Origin of the sequence: Adhaeretor mobilis, assembly GCF_007741515.1 — a bacterium.
Taxonomy (GTDB): Bacteria; Planctomycetota; Planctomycetia; order Pirellulales; family Lacipirellulaceae; genus Adhaeretor; species Adhaeretor mobilis.
Map to the genome: position 1 here is coordinate 2,954,552 of NZ_CP036263.1, position 17,681 is coordinate 2,972,232.

At 54.4% G+C, this 17,681-nt stretch carries 13 protein-coding genes; 8 read left to right on the forward strand and 5 right to left on the reverse strand.

What is annotated here, in order from left to right:
• Positions 1-4 precede the first annotated feature (4 nt).
• Positions 5-3,610, forward strand: a complete 3,606-nt coding sequence (locus HG15A2_RS11625; RefSeq protein ID WP_145060412.1) for an efflux RND transporter permease subunit — start codon at positions 5-7, stop codon at positions 3,608-3,610.
• 64 nt (positions 3,611-3,674) lie between these two features.
• On the opposite strand, the gene HG15A2_RS11630 is transcribed toward HG15A2_RS11625, so the two are convergent.
• Positions 3,675-4,763, reverse strand: coding sequence for a sugar kinase (locus tag HG15A2_RS11630; protein ID WP_145060413.1), 1,089 nt, complete (start codon positions 4,761-4,763; stop codon positions 3,675-3,677).
• Between the two features lie 798 nt (positions 4,764-5,561).
• On the opposite strand from HG15A2_RS11630, the gene HG15A2_RS11635 reads away from it, so the two are divergent.
• The 3 genes from HG15A2_RS11635 to HG15A2_RS11645 all read left to right on the forward strand — a co-directional run bounded on the left by HG15A2_RS11635 (position 5,562) and on the right by HG15A2_RS11645 (position 8,193).
• Positions 5,562-6,245, forward strand: a complete 684-nt coding sequence (locus HG15A2_RS11635; protein ID WP_145060414.1) for an anthranilate synthase component II — start codon at positions 5,562-5,564, stop codon at positions 6,243-6,245.
• A gap of 56 nt (positions 6,246-6,301) precedes the next feature.
• Positions 6,302-6,937, forward strand: a complete 636-nt coding sequence (locus HG15A2_RS11640; RefSeq protein WP_145060415.1) for a DUF447 domain-containing protein — start codon at positions 6,302-6,304, stop codon at positions 6,935-6,937.
• A 311-nt stretch (positions 6,938-7,248) separates the two neighbouring features.
• Positions 7,249-8,193, forward strand: coding sequence for a GHMP family kinase ATP-binding protein (locus HG15A2_RS11645; RefSeq protein WP_218932523.1), 945 nt, complete (start codon positions 7,249-7,251; stop codon positions 8,191-8,193).
• Positions 8,194-8,207: 14 nt separating this feature from the next.
• Here the strand turns inward: HG15A2_RS11645 and dapA are convergent, their stop codons facing one another.
• Entirely contained in the window at positions 8,208-9,095 is an 888-nt protein-coding gene (gene dapA / locus HG15A2_RS11650) for a 4-hydroxy-tetrahydrodipicolinate synthase (protein ID WP_145060417.1), read from the reverse strand.
• 110 nt (positions 9,096-9,205) lie between these two features.
• The gene (locus HG15A2_RS11655; protein WP_145060418.1) at positions 9,206-9,919 is read right to left on the reverse strand and encodes a pyridoxine 5'-phosphate synthase; all 714 of its coding nucleotides are present in this window, start codon (positions 9,917-9,919) and stop codon (positions 9,206-9,208) included.
• A 408-nt stretch (positions 9,920-10,327) separates the two neighbouring features.
• On the opposite strand from HG15A2_RS11655, the gene HG15A2_RS11660 reads away from it, so the two are divergent.
• Positions 10,328-10,663 carry a hypothetical protein gene (locus tag HG15A2_RS11660; protein WP_218932524.1) on the forward strand — a complete coding sequence of 112 codons (336 nt, stop codon included), beginning with the start codon at positions 10,328-10,330 and terminating at the stop codon, positions 10,661-10,663.
• 16 nt (positions 10,664-10,679) lie between these two features.
• On the opposite strand, the gene mgtE is transcribed toward HG15A2_RS11660, so the two are convergent.
• On the reverse strand, positions 10,680-12,062 hold the full coding sequence (mgtE, locus tag HG15A2_RS11665; RefSeq protein WP_145060419.1) for a magnesium transporter: 1,383 nt from the start codon (positions 12,060-12,062) through the stop codon (positions 10,680-10,682).
• Between the two features lie 301 nt (positions 12,063-12,363).
• Between mgtE and rnc the strand changes: the two genes are divergently transcribed.
• The 3 genes from rnc to HG15A2_RS11680 all read left to right on the forward strand — a co-directional run bounded on the left by rnc (position 12,364) and on the right by HG15A2_RS11680 (position 15,229).
• Entirely contained in the window at positions 12,364-13,152 is a 789-nt protein-coding gene (gene rnc / locus HG15A2_RS11670; protein ID WP_145060420.1) for a ribonuclease III, read from the forward strand.
• Positions 13,153-13,256: 104 nt separating this feature from the next.
• On the forward strand, positions 13,257-13,505 hold the full coding sequence (locus HG15A2_RS11675; protein ID WP_145060421.1) for a DUF485 domain-containing protein: 249 nt from the start codon (positions 13,257-13,259) through the stop codon (positions 13,503-13,505).
• The gene (locus HG15A2_RS11680; RefSeq protein ID WP_145060422.1) at positions 13,502-15,229 is read left to right on the forward strand and encodes a sodium/solute symporter; all 1,728 of its coding nucleotides are present in this window, start codon (positions 13,502-13,504) and stop codon (positions 15,227-15,229) included. The genes HG15A2_RS11675 and HG15A2_RS11680 overlap by 4 nt, the downstream gene beginning before the upstream one ends.
• Before the next feature lie 190 nt (positions 15,230-15,419).
• On the opposite strand, the gene HG15A2_RS11685 is transcribed toward HG15A2_RS11680, so the two are convergent.
• Entirely contained in the window at positions 15,420-17,411 is a 1,992-nt protein-coding gene (locus HG15A2_RS11685; RefSeq protein WP_145060423.1) for a SpoIIE family protein phosphatase, read from the reverse strand.
• Positions 17,412-17,681 lie beyond the last annotated feature (270 nt).

The window sequence follows — 17,681 nt, forward strand, 5'->3', positions numbered from 1 at the left end:
TCGCATGAATCTCATAGACGCCTTTGTCCACAATCCAATTAAGGTAGCAGTCGGTGTATTGCTGTTGACGCTATTCGGCACGATTGCGCTGTTTGAAATGCCGATGCAGTTGACGCCTGAGGTGGAGATACCCACCATTACAGTCACCACACGTTGGCCCGGGGCTAGCCCGCAGGAGGTGGAACGCGAAATTGTGGTCGAGCAAGAAGAGCAGCTCAAGAGTGTGGAAGGCTTGCAAAAGCTCTCCTCGGCCAGTTCCGACTCACAAGGTGTCATCACGTTGGAATTTGCCGTGGGGGCGGACATCGATACCCTGCGCTCGAAGGTCGACGGCCGGTTGAATCAGGTGCCCGTTTACCCGGAAGACGCTGACGAGCCGGTTATTGCGACGAGCGATCCCAACGCTAACGCGATTGCCTGGTTCATCTTGAGCGCTCTCCCGCCGAGCGAAGAGCGGATCGACCAATTGGTTGCCGAGCATCCCGATCTCAAGTCGCAACTCGATAAGGCCCGGAATGCAGATAACTCTGGTCTGTTGATGTTGCGACTTAGAAAGTTGGCCATAGAACACCCAGAGGTAGCCACGCTGTTGCCCCCGCCTGAGTTGGAGATTCCTAAACTAAAGCGATTTGTCGAAGATGAGATCGAAGCCCGGTTCGAACGTGTCGATGGCGTTTCGTTGTCGAACGTGATCGGCGGTCTCGAAGATGAAATGCAGGTCATTGTCGACCCAGAAAAGCTCGCCTCACGCAGCGTCACGCTCGGGCAAGTCCGTGATGTGCTCCGTGGACAGAACAAAGACACCTCTGCTGGATACTTTGAGGAAGGCAAACGGCGGTACGTGGTGCGGGCGCTCGGCGAGTTCAACTCGCCTGAACACGTAGAGAACCAGCTCCTAGCCGTGCGAGATGGCGCGCCCGTTTTTGTGCGCGACGTGGCCGAGGTGCGCCGGAGCTACAAGAAGCCGGACGGACTGGTGCGCCGATTTGGCGAATCGAGCATCGCCATCAACTGCATCCGCGAGACCGGCGCCAATGTGCTAGATGTGATGGTGGGCCTGCGCAAAGTTAACGAGGAACTCAACCGCACGCTGCTCGAACCTCGCGGATTGCAGCTCTCGCAGGTCTACGACGAGACGGATTACATTAATTCGTCAGTCAACCTCGTACAACAGAATATTTTCGTCGGCGGTGCTCTGACGATGGTCGTGTTGATGGCGTTTCTGCACCTGGGCGTGCGCACGCTCATCGCGATTCCTCTGCTGCTGGCCACGGCGTTGGCGGCTGCCTACTTGTCGCCTTGGTGGTTCGTGGTCACGCTCGCCGTGATGCTGAGTGCAGGGTTTTGGTTTGCTCGTGGCGCGATGGTCGTAGGATTGGCAATCCCGATCAGCATCATCGGCACCTTCCTGGTGCTAAACTCGCTTGGGCGTTCGCTCAATGTCATCAGCCTGGCCGGCTTGGCGTTTGCCGTGGGTATGTTGGTCGACAACGCGGTAGTGGTACTCGAGAACATCTACCGCCGTTTCGCGGAACTAGAGGAACCACCGTTCACAGCTGCGGTACGCGGTACGCAAGAAGTCTCCGGCGCTGTGCTTTCCTCCACTTTGACGACTATCGCCGTATTTTTGCCTGTGGTTTTTGTGCAACAAGAAGCAGGGCAGTTGTTCCGAGATATTGCCCTAGCAATTAGCGCAGCCGTAGGACTCTCGTTGATCGTTTCAGTCACGGTGATTCCAACCGCCTCGGCGCGGCTCTTCAAGTCCGGCCGTCGCTCGAAAGAGGAGGGCAACGAAGACGAGAGTGACAAAGCAAAGAGCGCCACTGAGGACATAGCAAATAGCGACTCGCCACAAGATTCAACTTCCAAGGTCCTGCGCGGAGTCCAAACGCTCGGAAGTCGGCTGACGGGCTTTGTGGTTGGCATCAACGACTGGGCACAGCGTAGTGCACTCCGCCGCACTTTGACCATCGTCACTTTGGTCAGCCTGTCGCTCGGACTCAGCTGGCTACTGTGGCCGCGTGTAGAATACTTGCCGACGGGCAATCGCAACCTAGTCATCGGGTTTGTGATCCCGCCGCCCGGCTACAATACCGACCAGTTGATGAGCCTGGGCACCGTGGTCGAAGATGAGTTGCGCCCCTATTGGGACGTTGATGCCACGACGCCGGACAGCGATCTGGATGCTCCCGCGATTGAGGACTTTTTCTTCGTGGTCCGCGGCCGCAGCGTATTTCTCGGGGTGCGGGCACGCGATCCGCTTCGCTCTGCCGAACTGGTGCCGCTAGTGTTTCGTGTTGGGGGTAAGCTGCCCGGTTCGATTGCTTTTGCCCAGCAGACGAGCCTGTTTGAACGGGGATTAGGTGCCGGGCGATCGATCGATGTCGAAATCTCGGGTCCTGACGTAGAGAAGCTGGTTGGACTCGGGCAGCAGGTCTTTGGTCAAGTGATGCAAGTCGTGCCCGGCGCACAAGCGCGACCCACTCCCAGTCTCGATCTCTCTAGTCCTGAAGTTCATGTGCTGCCCAAGTTGTTGCAAGCCGCCGAAATGGGAATTAACTCGGCAGAACTGGGGTTTGCCGTCGATTGCTTAGTCGATGGGGCTTACGTGGGAGACTATTTCTACGAGGGCAAGAAGATTGATCTCACGCTGATTGGCGAGACGCGATTCGCCAACCAAACGCACTTGATTGGTGCTGCCCCCGTGGCCACCCCGATAGGGCAGCTCGTGCCACTCAATGCGCTGGCCGATGTCGAGCTCTCCAGCGGTCCCGAGCAAATTAACCACCGCGAACGCGTGCGTTCGATCGCCATCAATGTCTCGCCACCCCCGGATGTGGCGCTCGAAGATGCCATGAACAATATTGAAAAAGAAATCGTCGCTCCCCTCCGTGAGAGTGGCGCTTTGGGCGAGAACTACGGTATCACTCTAGCAGGCACGGCCGACAAGCTTCGGCAAACTTGGGAATCGCTACGTTTCAACGTGTTGATGGCTCTGCTGATTACTTACCTACTCATGGCGGCGCTGTTTGAAAGCTGGCTTTATCCACTGGTCGTGATTCTGAGTGTGCCCTTGGGAGCCGTCGGCGGCTTGCTTGGCCTGCGCATGCTCAACTTGTTTGTGCTTCAACCGTTGGACGTGTTAACCATGCTGGGCTTTGTGGTGCTGATCGGAACCGTGGTGAACAACCCAATTCTGATTGTCCACCAAGCGCTTAATCATCTGCGTGAAGACAATATGCAACCGCGCGAAGCGATTCTAGAGAGCGTTCGCACACGAATTCGCCCCATTTTCATGACCACCATCACCACCGTCCTTGGTCTGTTGCCATTGGTGGTCTTCCCCGGAGCGGGTAGCGAACTTTATCGCGGGCTGGGTAGCGTAGTGCTGGGCGGCCTGTTGGTCTCCACGTTTTTTACGCTCATCCTCGTGCCTACGTTGCTCGCCGTGGCCCTTGATGCGAAAGCTCTGCTGGCTGGGAGCGAAGTCTCACGAAGCGCGAGCGATCACAAATCGCCCGCTCCAAGGTCAATCGAAAGCAATCATGAGGGGGGAACTGCGGTAAATCAATCCGAGGTTCTCCCCACGACAGCGGTTTCCCGACCTTAGGGCTGCTGAAGGGTGACCTTTCTTGGGATCGCCCAGCTATCCTGCTAACAAGCGATTTTATTTATTAACGAACCACGCGACCCGACGCGCTGCCCTTCATGAGGGCTTCCACTTCCGCTCGGGTTGAGTAATTGAAATCGCCCTTGATGGAGTGCTTCAAGCAGGAAGCAGCTACAGCATAGTTCAGTGCGGTTTGGGGCTCGCTGAGCTCTGGAGTATTCAGTGCAAAGATCAGTCCGGCGGCAAAAGAGTCGCCTCCGCCCACACGATCGACGATGTTTTTTATCTGGTAGGAACAGTAATTTCCTTCCGTATCCAACGGGGCAAAACTAGCCTTGTCACTCGCTACATCAAAGAGCATCGCGCCCCAGTTGTTGTGCGATGCTGAAAGACTTTCGCGGAGTGTGATGGCTATTCTGCTAAGATTCGGGAACTGTTCACCTGCTTGACGAGCTACGTCTGGATAGCGCGAAGTGTCGAGTTCGCCTTCATGGACGTTCGTATCACCTGCTTGAATGCACAGCACGTCTTGGAAATCCTCTTCGTTGGCGATCACGACATCGACGTGCGGCAGGATGGTTCGCATCGTCTCTTGTGCCAGATCACGAGGGGCCATGGGCTCATTCCACTTCCAAAGTTTGCCTCGGTAGTTTAGGTCAATCGATACTTGCGCACCGGCCGCCTTGGCTTTCTGTGCTGCTACGAGGGTGGCATCGGCGGCGATCTTCGAGAGTGCTGGTGTAATCCCACTGAGATGTAGCCAGCCTGCACCGTCGAATATGCCGTCCCAGTCGTACTGGTCAGCTGGAGTGATCGACACGGCCGAATCAGCCCGGTCGTAAACCACGTTGCTGGGCCGTTGGTTGGCACCAGTTTCTAAGAAGTAGAGACCAAGTCGACCTTCGTCGGTACGCAAGATGTACTGGGTGTCAACGCCAATAGCACGAATCGAATCCATTGTTGCTTCGGCCAAAGCATGCTTTGGGAGGGCCGTTACGTAACGAGCCTGCGCACCAAAATTGCTGATCGAGGCAGCGACGCTCGCTTCTGCGCCGGCGTAGGTGACCTCGAACTCACGCGTTTGTCGCAATCGCAGATTTGCTGGCGAGGCCATACGTCCCATGATTTCGCCAAAAGTTACAACACACTCCATTTCAAACTCCGATTAACGCAATTGCAAAGAGATATTCAGATCTGTTTGCTAGACTTAAGAATATTATTGCCTTTGCCAAGTTGAGCTGCCGTCGATGAAGGGGCATGCCTCCGCGGCGCAGGCAACGATACCGTCCCTGGCTTCTCTTTCGACCAAGCTGTGCTTAGCGATCCAGGACCTACGTATAACTGGCAGAATGGGTTCGTTCAAGTACTGGACCAATTCGTTGGCATGCAATCCGCCCAACATGGGGAGGAACGAAGTTCCATCGATTTCCGTTCTGAGAAGTACGGCAGATAGTTTGCCACTGAGATCTCAATGTCAATCGCATCGCTTTGGGATCACAAGACCGTATCTAAAAATGTACTTGAGTAAGGAGCTACTGCCGCCGCCATGGCAAGGCAAAAGGGCTAACGCCGATGGGTGGCGTAGCAATAACGCGCGTGCCGTACAGCAGGCCCAGATCGAGATGCTTTCATTTGGCGCGGCGGTCGTATTTTTCGTGCGGAGTCACCACCCCCTCTACCTGCCACAAAAAGTCATAGCAGAACGTATTTGAGCCGCGATAAAACGTATGTGCGCCTTGGGATATAGGGTCCCCAAGTGCTTCCAGCTTTGGTATTCAGTGGAGAGATTGTTCGTTATCAGGAGAGTCATGAGTTGCATCACCGTACTTGTCCTCGTAGAGTATCAGGGAGCAACCGGGGTCGATGCATTATCGACGCGGTCTTGTCACCTCTGCAAATTCTCCGACACTAAATCTCTGCCCGCTCCTTAGCTGTCACAACGAGGCTTGCGATGGTTTTGCTAGTCGACAACTATGATAGTTTTGTTCACAACCTCGCCCGTTATTTCGAACTACTCGGACAAGAGACTCACGTTGTTCGCAATGACAAGGTCAATGCTGCGAGTGTTCGCAGCCTGAAGGCCCAGGCGATTGTGCTTTCGCCCGGGCCTTGCGCGCCGAGTGAAGCAGGCTACTCGCTGGAATTGGTGCGCGAATTTCATCAAGAAGTGCCCTTGCTTGGCATTTGCCTGGGACACCAAACCCTTGGGGCTGCTATGGGTGCGAAAGTGGTTCGAGCGAGCGAGCCGCGACATGGGCGTACTTCGGAGATCGAGCATGCAGGGCAGGGCGTTTTTCAGGGAGTTCCCTCTCCGCTGACGGTTTGTCGGTATCACTCGCTGATCGTGGATGAGGATTCTCTGCCTGAGGAGTTGGAGATAATCGCGCGAAGCACCGGCGATGGGACGATCATGGGGCTTGCTCATCGTGATTTTCCGACCATCGGCTTGCAGTTTCATCCGGAAGCGATTCTCACTGGCCACGGTTTTCAGCTGCTAGCGAACTTCTTAGAACTGGCGGATATCAAAGTAACTGCGGACCCAACAGCGCTCGCAGCTAGGGAAGATCGCAGTCCGCCGCCTCGTGCAGAAACGGTAGGACTCAGCTCGGCACCTACGGGGCCCATTACTTTTTGAGCCTGTTATTCCTAAGCCCGATTCTTCTTGATTGTGTGGGCTGGTATACTCACGGTATGACCGACCTACCCGTTGAACCTCCTGCTGAGTTACCGAAGCTTGGCGATAGTGGCCGCATTCTTGAGAGTCTCGTAACGACGATTAATGATGACGGCACGACTAACCTCTCGCCCATGGGGCCGATTGTTGACCGGCAGTTCGGTGTAGGGGACGCGCGGCTGATCCATTTTCGTCCTTACAACACCTCAACGACCTTCGAGAACCTTCGCCGCACGAGGCGAGGGGTGCTCCACGTGACCGACGATGCCGGTCTGATTGCTATGGCGGCAATTGGGAAGCTCAAGAAATTGCCGAACTTTCGCAAGGCATCCGGATTCGAGGGGATGATTCTAACCACGGCCTGTCGTTGGTTTGCATTTGAGGTCGTGGGGCTTGATGAGCGCAAAGAACTCACGAACGTCTACGCGCAAATAGTCGAAAAGGGAACGCTACGGGACCATTTCGGATTCAATCGTGCGTCGCACGCGGTACTCGAACTGGCGATCCTAGCGACGAGAATCGAGTACCTTCCCACCGAAGAGATTAGAGTCGCAGCAGAGCGACTTGCTCCTCTTGTCGAGAAAACAGGCGATAAGAAGGACGTAAAGGCATTTCAGCAACTGCAGGGATACCTTGAACAAGAGCTGCCGTGAGTATGCGGCTTCGGGCCAGGAAGCAGTAGCCTAAAGAAGCTATGGAAATAACCTATGCCTGACAAACATCATGAGACTGCGAGACTGCTGAAGCGAAAATGGGTGGCAATTATAGTTGTTTTTTTGATCGTGGCCACGCTGACAATCTTCGACCCAGGCCCAGTGAAGCTCCTAATTGCAACGTGTAGTTTCATTCTATTGTTCTCATTGTCTCGGCAAACTATGTAGATTTGATAGAACACCACAGTCGTCAGGCAGTACTCAGAGTAATGGAAAACATGAATGAGAAATCGTCGTTGAGGAGTGTTAGAGTGCTAGCGCCCTGTCGACTGCATTTTGGACTGATGCGATTCGGAGTAAGCGGTGGACAGCAGCGAAGCTATGGTGGTTTGGGGCTGATGGTTAAGCAGCAGCGGGTCGTAATCGAAGTTGCAAGGGCCAAACAGTGGTCCACTTCCGGACCTCATGGAGAGCGAGTGATTGGTTATGCCCAGCGGGTTACGAAGAGAATCGGCGAGGGTACCAACCCGTTGCAGATCGCTGTCTCAGAAGCCCCACGCGAGCACATCGGGCTGGGAGTTGGAACTCAGTTGGCACTCTCCACGGCTGCGGGGGTGCTTCAGTTGTTCGGGCACGAGGTTCCTCCTGTTGCAGAGCTTGCCCAACTCGTAGGCCGTGGCAATCGCAGTGCAGTTGGCGCACACGGGTTTGAACAAGGCGGGTTGATCCTGGAGAATGGGTTCACGCAACCTGACTCCCTGGGAGAACTTACCAAACGAGTTGGCGTACCGAGAGAGTGGCGGTTCGTCCTAGCAACGATTCCGACAAACAAGGCTATTCATGGCTTAGCCGAACAAACCGCGTTCGATGAAGTTCCTGCGATTCCCGAGACAACGACCGCGACTCTTTTGAGGCTAGCTATCGAGGAGATCCTTCCGGCAGCGGAGCGGAACGATTGTGAACGCTTTGGAGCAGCGCTGTACGAGTACGGCTACAGGGCAGGGGAGTGCTTCAAGAGCGTGCAAGGCGGCGCTTATGCCACTAAAGAGTTAGCAGTAGCTGTGGCTAGACTTCGCGAGCTAGGAGTGCAAGGAGTGGGGCAATCGTCTTGGGGACCAACTCTCTATGCGGTTGTTGAGAACTCAGAACTCGCCGAAGAACTATTGGCCGAGATCGGTCCGATGGCAGAATTCAAAGGTGCCGTGCTTCAAATCATCGAACCTAATAATCGAGGCGCTTCCTTCACACGTAACTAATTGTGGCTGGCAATTCAAAGCAACCCGTAGGCGGTCAACGTTTTCTTAAGCGACCCACGTTGATCGTCTGTTAGCTGAGTCATAGGCAAACGAAGCTCGCCCGTATCGCGACCCAGCATAGCCATGGCGGCTTTCACAGGGATGGGATTGGTCGAAAGACTGAGCATGTCGCGGCAGAGGGGGAATAGCTTTGCATGCCACTCGCGTGCGGTAGTGTAGTCGCCTTCAGTGGCTGCTTTGACAAGGGCGATCATATCCTGCGGAATGATATTGCCCACGACCGAGACCACGCCTTCCGCTCCGACGGACATCAAGGGAAGCGTCAAGCTATCGTCGCCGCTTAGTACCGTCAGGTTCGAGGAAGCCAGTATGGCAGAGGCTTGATCGAGCGAACCGGTCGCCTCCTTGACCATCGTGATGTTTTCTAGCTCGCCGAGACGGGCGATGGTCTCAGGCTCGATGTTTTTGCCGGTGCGGCCCGGAATGTTGTAGACGCAAAGCTGAATGCCGACTTCCTCGGCTAGGCACTTATAATGTTGGTAAAAGCCTTCCTGAGTGGGCTTGTTGTAGTAGGGAGCAACTTGTAACGCGGCATCGGCACCTACGCTTTCCGCGAACTTGGTAAGCCGAAGAGCTTCAGCCGTGCTATTGGAACCTGTGCCGGGCATGACCTTGATGCGGCCTGCGGCATATTCGCACACGAAGCCGATGACCTGCTCGTGTTCTTCGTGCGTGAGCGTAGGAGACTCGCCCGTGGTGCCAACCGGGCAGAGGCAATTTGTGCCAGCCTCGACCTGGAAGTCGATTTGCTGCTTGAATAGCTCGTAGTCAACTTCGCCGTTCTTCAGGGGGGTTGTCAGCGCGACGGACAAACCGGCAAAGCTTGCTCCTTTAGTGGCCATATCATTTAAATCCTAGAATAATCAGCGGCTTTGGGTGACATCCAACAGACTGGGCATGATAAGGCGATCGCGAGCTGCACGCAATTGGCAGCTAAGCCGCAAGCGGCTGGTTAGCGGATGAGCTGTTTCATGTCGCGGACTGCCTTCTCGAGCCCTACCATGATGGCCCGGGCGATGATGCTGTGACCGATGTTGAGCTCGCACATCGAATCGATTGCAGCCACGGGCTGGACATTGCGATAGGTGAGCCCATGACCTGCGTGCAGAGTAAGCCCGGCATCGACAATCTGTTTGCCGGCTGTTCGAAGGGTCTCTAATTCCGCCTCTCCAGCAAAGGTGGCTGTCGCCTCTGCATAGGCACCTGTATGGAGTTCAACGGCATCTGCCCCAAGTTCTTTCGCGGCGTCGATCTGAGCTGGGTCGGGGTCGAGAAACAGGCTGACGACGATACCCGCATCTTTGAGTCGCTTGATGGATTCTGCCACGCGGTCCTTCTGGCCAACGACTTCCAGCCCTCCCTCAGTGGTGACTTCCTCCCGTCGCTCGGGTACTAGCGTCGCTTGGTAAGGCCGGGACTGACAGGCGATTTCGAGGACTTCCATGTCGCAGGCGAGTTCGAGGTTGAGCTTCACGGCTACGGTCTGTCGCAGGAGGTGTAGGTCGCGTTCTTGGATATGCCGACGATCTTCTCGCAAGTGCAAGGTGATGCCGTCGGCACCGCCCAGTTCTGCCAGCGACGCGGCCCAAATAGGATCGGGTTCGTTGGTTTTGCGAGCTTCGCGTACGGTGGCTACGTGATCGATATTGACACCGAGAGAGGGCATGACTGGTTCGTGTGGTGGTTTGAGTGAACGTACGGTTTCCAACCAGACACTCAGCCTACTAAGAATGTTCGCGAGGGCATAGGTGGTCCCTTAGCAACATAGGGATTGGCAGGTGTTGTGGGAAATCAACAACTTACGGGCGTAGAGAATCCCCTGCTGATACAGCCGTCAAGATCGGCAGGAAAATCATTTCTCTAAATGGGTTAAGGATCCAGCTTGCGCACCACCGTGGGCTAGAATTCAGGAGTAAGGCGTGTTTCATCCCAGTCACTTCCCAGACACGCTAGTTCCTTATCTACATAGGCACCGCAAGATAGGCACCGCAAGTCAGCCCACGGAGGTTGATGACCGGTGTCACCTTTTCAAAACATTTCTATTCTGAAGACACATTTGAGGGAAGAACTGACCATGGATTGCCAAACATTAGCTCGCCGCATACAAGACCTTCAACCGGAAGCCACACCACAAGATGTGGCTCGGCTCTGTTTGCTGCTCAGCAATAGCCGTACAGACTTGGGAGTCCTGGATGCTCCCGAGTCTCTCACCGACGCATGGAACGAAACGGGCCTAAAATTGCAGGCGTCAACCGACCAACATGCGGCGATGACTCAAGAGTTGGAAGACCTTGCCAATTCCGATCCGGAGCAATTTTCCCAAGATCAAATTTGGGTACTTATTCGCGCGATCAAAGTGCAGAGCCAAGTCCTGCAAATGTACATTGGTCAGCAAGCTTTGGACGTTTAAGTTTGCCGCTTGCGGCTTAGCCAGCACCGACACCGCCCCCGAGTTCCTCCAGCATGAATATCGCCACGCTCATGTAGATGACGATTCCGGCGATATCGATGATTCCCGTGAGAAAGGGACTGCTCATCAGCGCTTCATCGAGTCCGAGCCGTCGGAAGAGCAACGGTAGCAGTGAACCGACAATCGTGCCACAGATGACGACCGAAAGCAGCGTGATCGGCACCACGAGTGCTTGTTGCGTCGTCAGCTCTGACTGGACGATGCGTACTACAAAGAAGCCCAGCATCGCCAGGAAGCTTCCTAGGCAGAGGCCGGTGATAATCTCACGGCGGACGACTTTGAGCCAATCGCCGGGCACGAGGTCTTTGTTGGTGAGGCCACGTATGACGAGCGTCGTCGACTGCGTACCGCTGTTGCCGCCGCTGGAAATCACCAGAGGTATGAACAGCACCAGCCAAGTGACTTTAGCGAGCGTGTCCTCATAGCCCTTCAGGGCTGCGGCGGTAAGCATCGCGGCCACGAACAACACGGTCAGCCACACGCCCCGCTTCCAGGCGAGCGTGTACCACGGAGTTTCCATGTACGTTTCGTCAAGCGGTTCGACGGCACCTGCGAGATAGGCGTCTTCTTCCGCTTCTTCGCGGAGCACGTCAATCACGTCGTCGTGCGTGATAATGCCGACCAGATGCTGTTCGCTATCCACGACGGGGATGGCGAGAAAGTCGTACTCGGCAACCTTTGAGGCCACGGTCTCTTGATCGTCCGTGTCAGTAACCGTAAGCAGATCACGCTCCATCAGATCGCTGATCAATTTGTTTGGGCGGCCCAGGTTGGTGACCAACTGCCGCGCCGAAACCAAGCCTCGCAGATGGTTCTCCTCGTCAACAATATAGATGTAGTAAATTGTTTCGTGATCTGCGGATTGACGAGCAACTTCCTCCAGTGCTTCACGCACTGTCAGAGTTTCTGGCAATCGCGCCATATCGCTTGTCATTACAGCACCAGCAGTGCCTTCAGGATGCTGGCTGAGACGCTGGATATCGCGGCGTTCTTCCGTGGGGAGCAGCGGCAGGATGCTATCTACCGAGACATCCTCTACCTCCTTGAGCAGGTCCACACGGTCGTCGTGCGGCATATTTGCGATCAGGTCGCTGGCTTCCTGGGGGTCGGCCGATTCAAGAATATCAACTTGTTGCTGCTCAGGTAGATAGGTGAACACATCCACTCGTGTGGTGGCATCCGTTGCCAGCAGTACCTGCCAGGCTTCGGCAGAGCTTAGCCCCTCCATGAATTCAGCGGTTCGCGCAGCGTGCAACGCGGTGCAGAACTCGTTTAAGCCCTGCTCGTCGTCTGAGGCGAGCATCTCGCGAATTTCAGGGAGATAGAGCGTATTAATCATTGCGTATGGAAGTTGACTTCTTACCGACTGACGTGGGGTGACTATTCCCTCAGTGAGCCTAGTAGTTGACATATTCTTGCCAGCAAACTAGCCTACCTTTAGGCCCTTAGGGAAGGGAGTTAACGGGAAGGGAGTTCGGCGGCATCGCACGCCAGCACTGTCCCGTATCGCGTTTTCCCTGCTGGCCTTGACCTACTGATCTGCACACCCCTTGATTTGCGAAGGCTCTGCCGCGGCAGCGACCCCATGTGTTTTCACCTGGGAACATTCTGCCCCAGCATGGCTTCCGCTCCCAACAACCATGAGCACTCGCTCTACGCCTGAGCTTGAAGAAGCTGTTTCTACCAGTCCCTCGCCATCTACGGAGGACTGTTCTCGTCGAGCCGATCTGGACGGCTGCCAGGCTGCCCTAGGCTATTCTTTCAACGATCTTGATCTGCTGGAAGCAGCTCTAACGCATGCCTCCGGAGTCGTACATCGCCTTTCGTCCAACGAGCGTATGGAGTTTCTTGGCGACGCAATCTTAGGGGCAGTGGTTTGCGAGCGGCTGTTCCATCTCTATCCAGAGTACTCCGAAGGCGAGCTAACGAAAGTCAAATCGGTTGTCGTGAGTAGAGAAACTTGTGCTTTGTTGAGCGAAGAGATGGGGTTGGACCAGTTTTTGATTCTTGGCAAAGGAATGGCGTCCGACCCGCAGATCCCCAAGTCCGTCTTGGCAGCGGTGCTTGAATCGTTGATTGCTGCGATCTATCTCGATGGTGGGGGAGAACCCGCGAAGGACTTTATTCTTCGTTGTGTTGACGACAAGATCGAAGCCACTGTGAACTCGGAGTTTGGAGGGAACTTCAAGTCGTTGCTCCAGCAGCATGCCCAACGCGAGCACGGCGTAACGCCCGTTTACGAACTTCTTGACGAGAAGGGCCCCGATCACGCCAAGTGCTTCCAGATTGCTGCTCATGTGAGTAAGCAGCAATACGTCCCGGCTTGGGGGAAAAGCAAGAAGGAGGCAGAGCAACGGGCAGCCCAGAATGCCATTTGTGACCTTCGTGGCGAGGAAGTACCTCACACGAGCGAAGCCTCGCTCGATTAGCGACTGCATTACCGTTGGGAATCAGGTACCATAGTCGCTGCATTCGTTCTGTCAGGTCTGGCTCTCAGGTACTGAAGAGCCATTTCATCCAAGAGGTAGCGTTCATGAATCGTAGCAACACCCGGCTGGGGCTAATACTCTTTGCCGTTTATTTAGTTCTGTACGGTGGCTTTGTGTTGCTGAACGCCTTCTCGCCCGAGACAATGGAATCCACACCGATTGCTGGGATCAACTTGGCGATACTCTCTGGATTCGGGCTCATCATCGGCGCGTTTGTGCTCGCACTGATCTATGGTGTGATGTGCGGGCCGGACGATGAAGTACCCAGCCAAGAAAGGGAGGAGCAACAGTGATCTACCACCCCTCCACCCTGGCCGTCGCTATTTTCTTAATGTTTGTCGGTGTCGTTCTCGGGCTGAGCTTTTATCTCGGGCGTAAGGCGAAATCCTCGGAAGGCTACTTTGCGGCACACGGACAGATTCCGTGGTTTGTGAATGGAGTAGCCTTTGCTGGGGACTACCTTTCCGCGGCTTCTTTCCTTGGTATCTGTGGCATGATTGCCTTCTACGGATACGACGGGTTTCTGTATTCGATTGGGTTCCTCGGCGGTTGGGTGGTCGCACTGTTTGTCGTTGCTGAGCCCATGAAGCGGCTTGGAAAGTTCACGTTTGCTGATGCGCTCAATTCGAAATTCAATTCGAAGGGTATTCAGTTTGTCGCTGGCGTTAGCACCTTGGTGGTGAGCGTTTTCTACCTCATCCCGCAAATGGTGGGTGCGGGTGTTCTCGTGCAACCTCTATTAGGGCTGCCGCACTGGGCGGGTGTGTTGATCGTCGGCGCAGTCGTTATTTTTATAGTGGTAACCGCGGGTATGGTTTCGACGACATGGGTGCAATTTCTTAAGGGCTCGCTGCTGGTGGCATTTAGTGCTGTGCTAACCGTGATGATCTTGCAGCGGGGGTTCGAAGTGCAATCTGAGCCTCCGCAGCCTCAAACGCTAACTGAGCTTGCCGATGGTAGCGAGATCGTAAATGGGCTCCCCAAGGGCGAGGGGGAAGGTGAAGCTACCCTCGCATCAGTTGGCACCATCTCCAAGTTGCCGGATGGCAAGGCAAAGACGGGGCCGTTAGGGCCACTGGAGTTCTTTAGCACGTTGCAAGAGAGCGAAGTGGTGCTGTGGTCCAAAGAGACCGCCACAGACACAGATGGATCGACAACAACCACCTACACCCCGAAACCTACACCTGGAAGCCAAATTCTGCGTCCTGGTGAGAATCCCAAGTTCAAAGGGATCCGAAGCGACAAGTATAGTGACAAGCTCAACTTCCTCTCGCTGATGCTGGCGCTGTTTTGCGGAACCGCATCGCTGCCACATATCCTCATCCGTTACTACACAGTGAAAGACGGGGCGGCCGCTCGTAAGAGTACCATCGTTGGCATCGGGTGCATCGGGTTTTTCTATGTGCTTACGCTTTATCTGGGGCTAGGAGCGATGACCAGCGGTGCGATGGATGTATCGAGCAGTAATATGGCTGCCCCCCTATTAGCACGGAGCATGAGCGAATTACTATTCGCCATCATCTCGGCGATTGCATTTACGACGGTCCTTGGCACGGTGAGTGGTTTGATTCTCGCTTCTGCGGGTGCGGTGGCTCACGATCTTTATGGTTGCCTTTCCAGTCGAGAACTCACTGGCACCGAGCAAGTGCGCATTGCCAAGATTGCCTCAGTTGCGGTCGGCATTGTGGCGATAATCCTGGGAATGAAGTTCCAGAAGCTGAACGTTGGCTACTTAGTTGGCTGGGCATTTAGCGTGGCCGCGTCCGCAAATTTGCCTTCACTCGTGATGCTGCTCTTCTGGAAAGGTACAACCAAGCAGGGCATCATTGCTGCAGTCACGGTTGGTATGACCAGCTCGCTCGCTTGGATATTGCTGAGCGCAGATACCTATTCGGCTGTTTACGGTTGGGACGGCAAGGATGCACTCACGCCTTTCAGTCAGCCTGGCATCGTGACGATTCCCTTGGGCTTCTTGACGTTAGTTGTCGTTTCGCTACTGACGAAGAAACGGGCCTAACGTGAGAGGGCTCGAACTACCCGGCGGCTTACGTCCGTCGCCAAGCGTTGGATGGCCGCAGCCCGCTGAACTCTCATGCCACATCAATTACATAGAGGGGAGCACGCCAACCCGTTGATTCTAACTTTGCTGGATCTGAGGCTGATTCGATAGTATTTTCAACGCCGCTACTACAGGCTTTCAGGTCAGGTTACTCTATTTTTACAATTACAAAAGTCACATCATCGTCCGGACTTAGGGGGCCGCGAAACTCGGCGAGTTCTTTGCGTATATGCTGACTGATTTCCTCTGCTGAACTCTCAGCATGCCTACGTAGCAGATCGTTCACTCGATCTTTGCCGTAAAACTCGCCATGCTCACCTTGAGTTTCCCAAAGACCGTCGGTGGCGACAATGAGGATTTGTCCGCTGCGAACGTCTTTCACAGTATACTCTTCGTAGTCATCCTGCTCAAAAAGTCCCAATGGCAGACTGCCCTCAAACTCGTACTCGACAAATGTGGAAGTTTCTTTGTCAAAGACAATCGGTGCATCATGGCCAGCGGAAGTCCAGCGTATTTCGTGTTGTTCCAAATCTATAGTCAGCAACAGCATGGTCATGAAACGCTCACCACCGGTATCTTCGACAAGCATGCGATTCATGTGATTCAGAAGATCGCTCAGAGATCCCGGTTCTTGACATCGGCTTCGTAGCACTCCACGAGCAGTAGCCATAAGCATGGCAGCCGCCACGCCATGTCCCATGACGTCTCCCAACGCGATCGCAGCCGACTTTTCTGATAGTCCAGCTACTTCCAGAAAGTCGTAATAGTCGCCGCCAGTCTCGTCGCAATAGGTGCTGTGTCCCGCTACATCTAGTCCTTCAAGCTTTGGAGTATCTGATGGTAGTAAACTCTGCTGTACTTCCATTGCAACGGCCAGTGACCGGCGCATACGCATGCGATCACGGAGGTCCTCCGTCATGGTATTGATCTCGTTGGAGAGTTGAACAAACTCCGGTCCATAGTTGAGATGAAGCTGTTCTGTGAGATTGCCCTCTCCGATTTTGCGGACGTGTGACACTAATCTGAAAATGGGACGTACGAACACCGAGGCCATCCCGACGCCTAGCAATAAAGTGACCAATACAGCTACTAAGCCTGAATAAAAACTACGGCGTCTTAATTTATAGACGGCATCCAAGAAGTCATGCTCTGGAACAACAGTCACAGTTAGCCAATTTATGCCAGCATGTCCGCTCAGCGGAGAGACAATCATCAATTGAGGTTGGTCGTCAATTTTGACTAACTTGTGGTAAGTACCTTCAAAGTCGCTCAACGAAGCAAAGTCATTGTTCAACACGGTCGCAGTGGCCGAGATCGAACCGTGTTGAGAAGTATGCGCGGGAATTCTCTTAAGGTCACTGTCGTGGACAGCTGCGTCTACGGAGCTGGCAAGGAGATCGCCCTCGCGATCGATGATGTAGGCCATTCCAGTTCGACCAATTTCTAGTGAGCCAAGAAACCTCGATACATCGTGCAGGCTAATCTCTGCGTCGAGCACACCAAGTAGCTCACCCTCTTGGTTGTAATAGGGTTGAGGGTAAGCCAACCCATAAGTGACTTCTCCCCCATCTTGATTGACCCAGGCATATTCCGTCCAGGCAGCTTCACCGGCACGAATAGCATTCGTGTACCAGGGACGCTTGCGGGGATCGTATTCGTAGTGACCCACCGGATCGGCACTCATTTGGTTCTTGGCATCCATGCGGTATTCGAAAACTTCTTCGCCGGTGTCATCGTCCTTGATTCCAAACTCATACCCCTCTTTTCCAGGGTAGCGAAACATCCATACGGCTTCACCTTCTGCAGAACCCCAGAGTATGCCGCTGAGCATTTCAAAAGCCATTGCTTGCTCATAAAGGAAGGCACGCCAGCTACGTAAGTCGCCTAAGTCCAAGCGATCTTCGTCAAGCATCTGCGCGTTGATACGATTTATCCGAGCAGGCATACTCAGCAAATCGCCAAGTTGTTGGTCGATCCGTTTATGGATCTCTACGATCTGGTCGTTAGCCATTTTGTTCGCTGCTGACCTGGCTTGCCAGAAGGCAATCAGCGATAGTACGGCAACAGCTATCAGCACTGGTAGTGAAAGCACAATCGGCGCACTGATGCGGAGTGGCAACTTGGAGAAAATCGATGGCATGTTAAGTGATCTGCACGTGAAAGTATTGAGTTCGCTGCGGGCCCTAACTATACCAAATCGCCCAAAATATCCCACTGCCCATTATTCTACTGGCCACCGCATTCAAGATTGCATCGGGTCCATGATTTTCTCGACTTCAACGCTGGCAAGTGTGATTGGCCGGTCGGCATCCTTCTCGCCTTGCTGTCATTGAGCTGGCCAAGTACAGTCCCGCACTCTCTCTTGAAAGGTTCTGGGTGATGCTGCGCGTCTCAATGGGCGGCGTGTTGA

Bases quoted from the DNA above. Each gene is read 5' to 3' on its own strand.
- HG15A2_RS11685 (WP_145060423.1), bottom strand. From the start codon at position 17,411: ATGCCATCGATTTTCTCCAAGTTGCCACTCCGCATCAGTGCGCCGATT.
- HG15A2_RS11635 (WP_145060414.1), top strand. From the start codon at position 5,562: ATGGTTTTGCTAGTCGACAACTATGATAGTTTTGTTCACAACCTCGCC.
- HG15A2_RS11640 (WP_145060415.1), top strand. From the start codon at position 6,302: ATGACCGACCTACCCGTTGAACCTCCTGCTGAGTTACCGAAGCTTGGC.
- HG15A2_RS11675 (WP_145060421.1), top strand. From the start codon at position 13,257: ATGAATCGTAGCAACACCCGGCTGGGGCTAATACTCTTTGCCGTTTAT.
- HG15A2_RS11630 (WP_145060413.1), bottom strand. From the start codon at position 4,763: ATGGAGTGTGTTGTAACTTTTGGCGAAATCATGGGACGTATGGCCTCG.
- HG15A2_RS11660 (WP_218932524.1), top strand. From the start codon at position 10,328: ATGGATTGCCAAACATTAGCTCGCCGCATACAAGACCTTCAACCGGAA.
- HG15A2_RS11625 (WP_145060412.1), top strand. From the start codon at position 5: ATGAATCTCATAGACGCCTTTGTCCACAATCCAATTAAGGTAGCAGTC.
- mgtE (WP_145060419.1), bottom strand. From the start codon at position 12,062: ATGATTAATACGCTCTATCTCCCTGAAATTCGCGAGATGCTCGCCTCA.
- rnc (WP_145060420.1), top strand. From the start codon at position 12,364: ATGAGCACTCGCTCTACGCCTGAGCTTGAAGAAGCTGTTTCTACCAGT.
- HG15A2_RS11655 (WP_145060418.1), bottom strand. From the start codon at position 9,919: ATGCCCTCTCTCGGTGTCAATATCGATCACGTAGCCACCGTACGCGAA.
- dapA (WP_145060417.1), bottom strand. From the start codon at position 9,095: ATGGCCACTAAAGGAGCAAGCTTTGCCGGTTTGTCCGTCGCGCTGACA.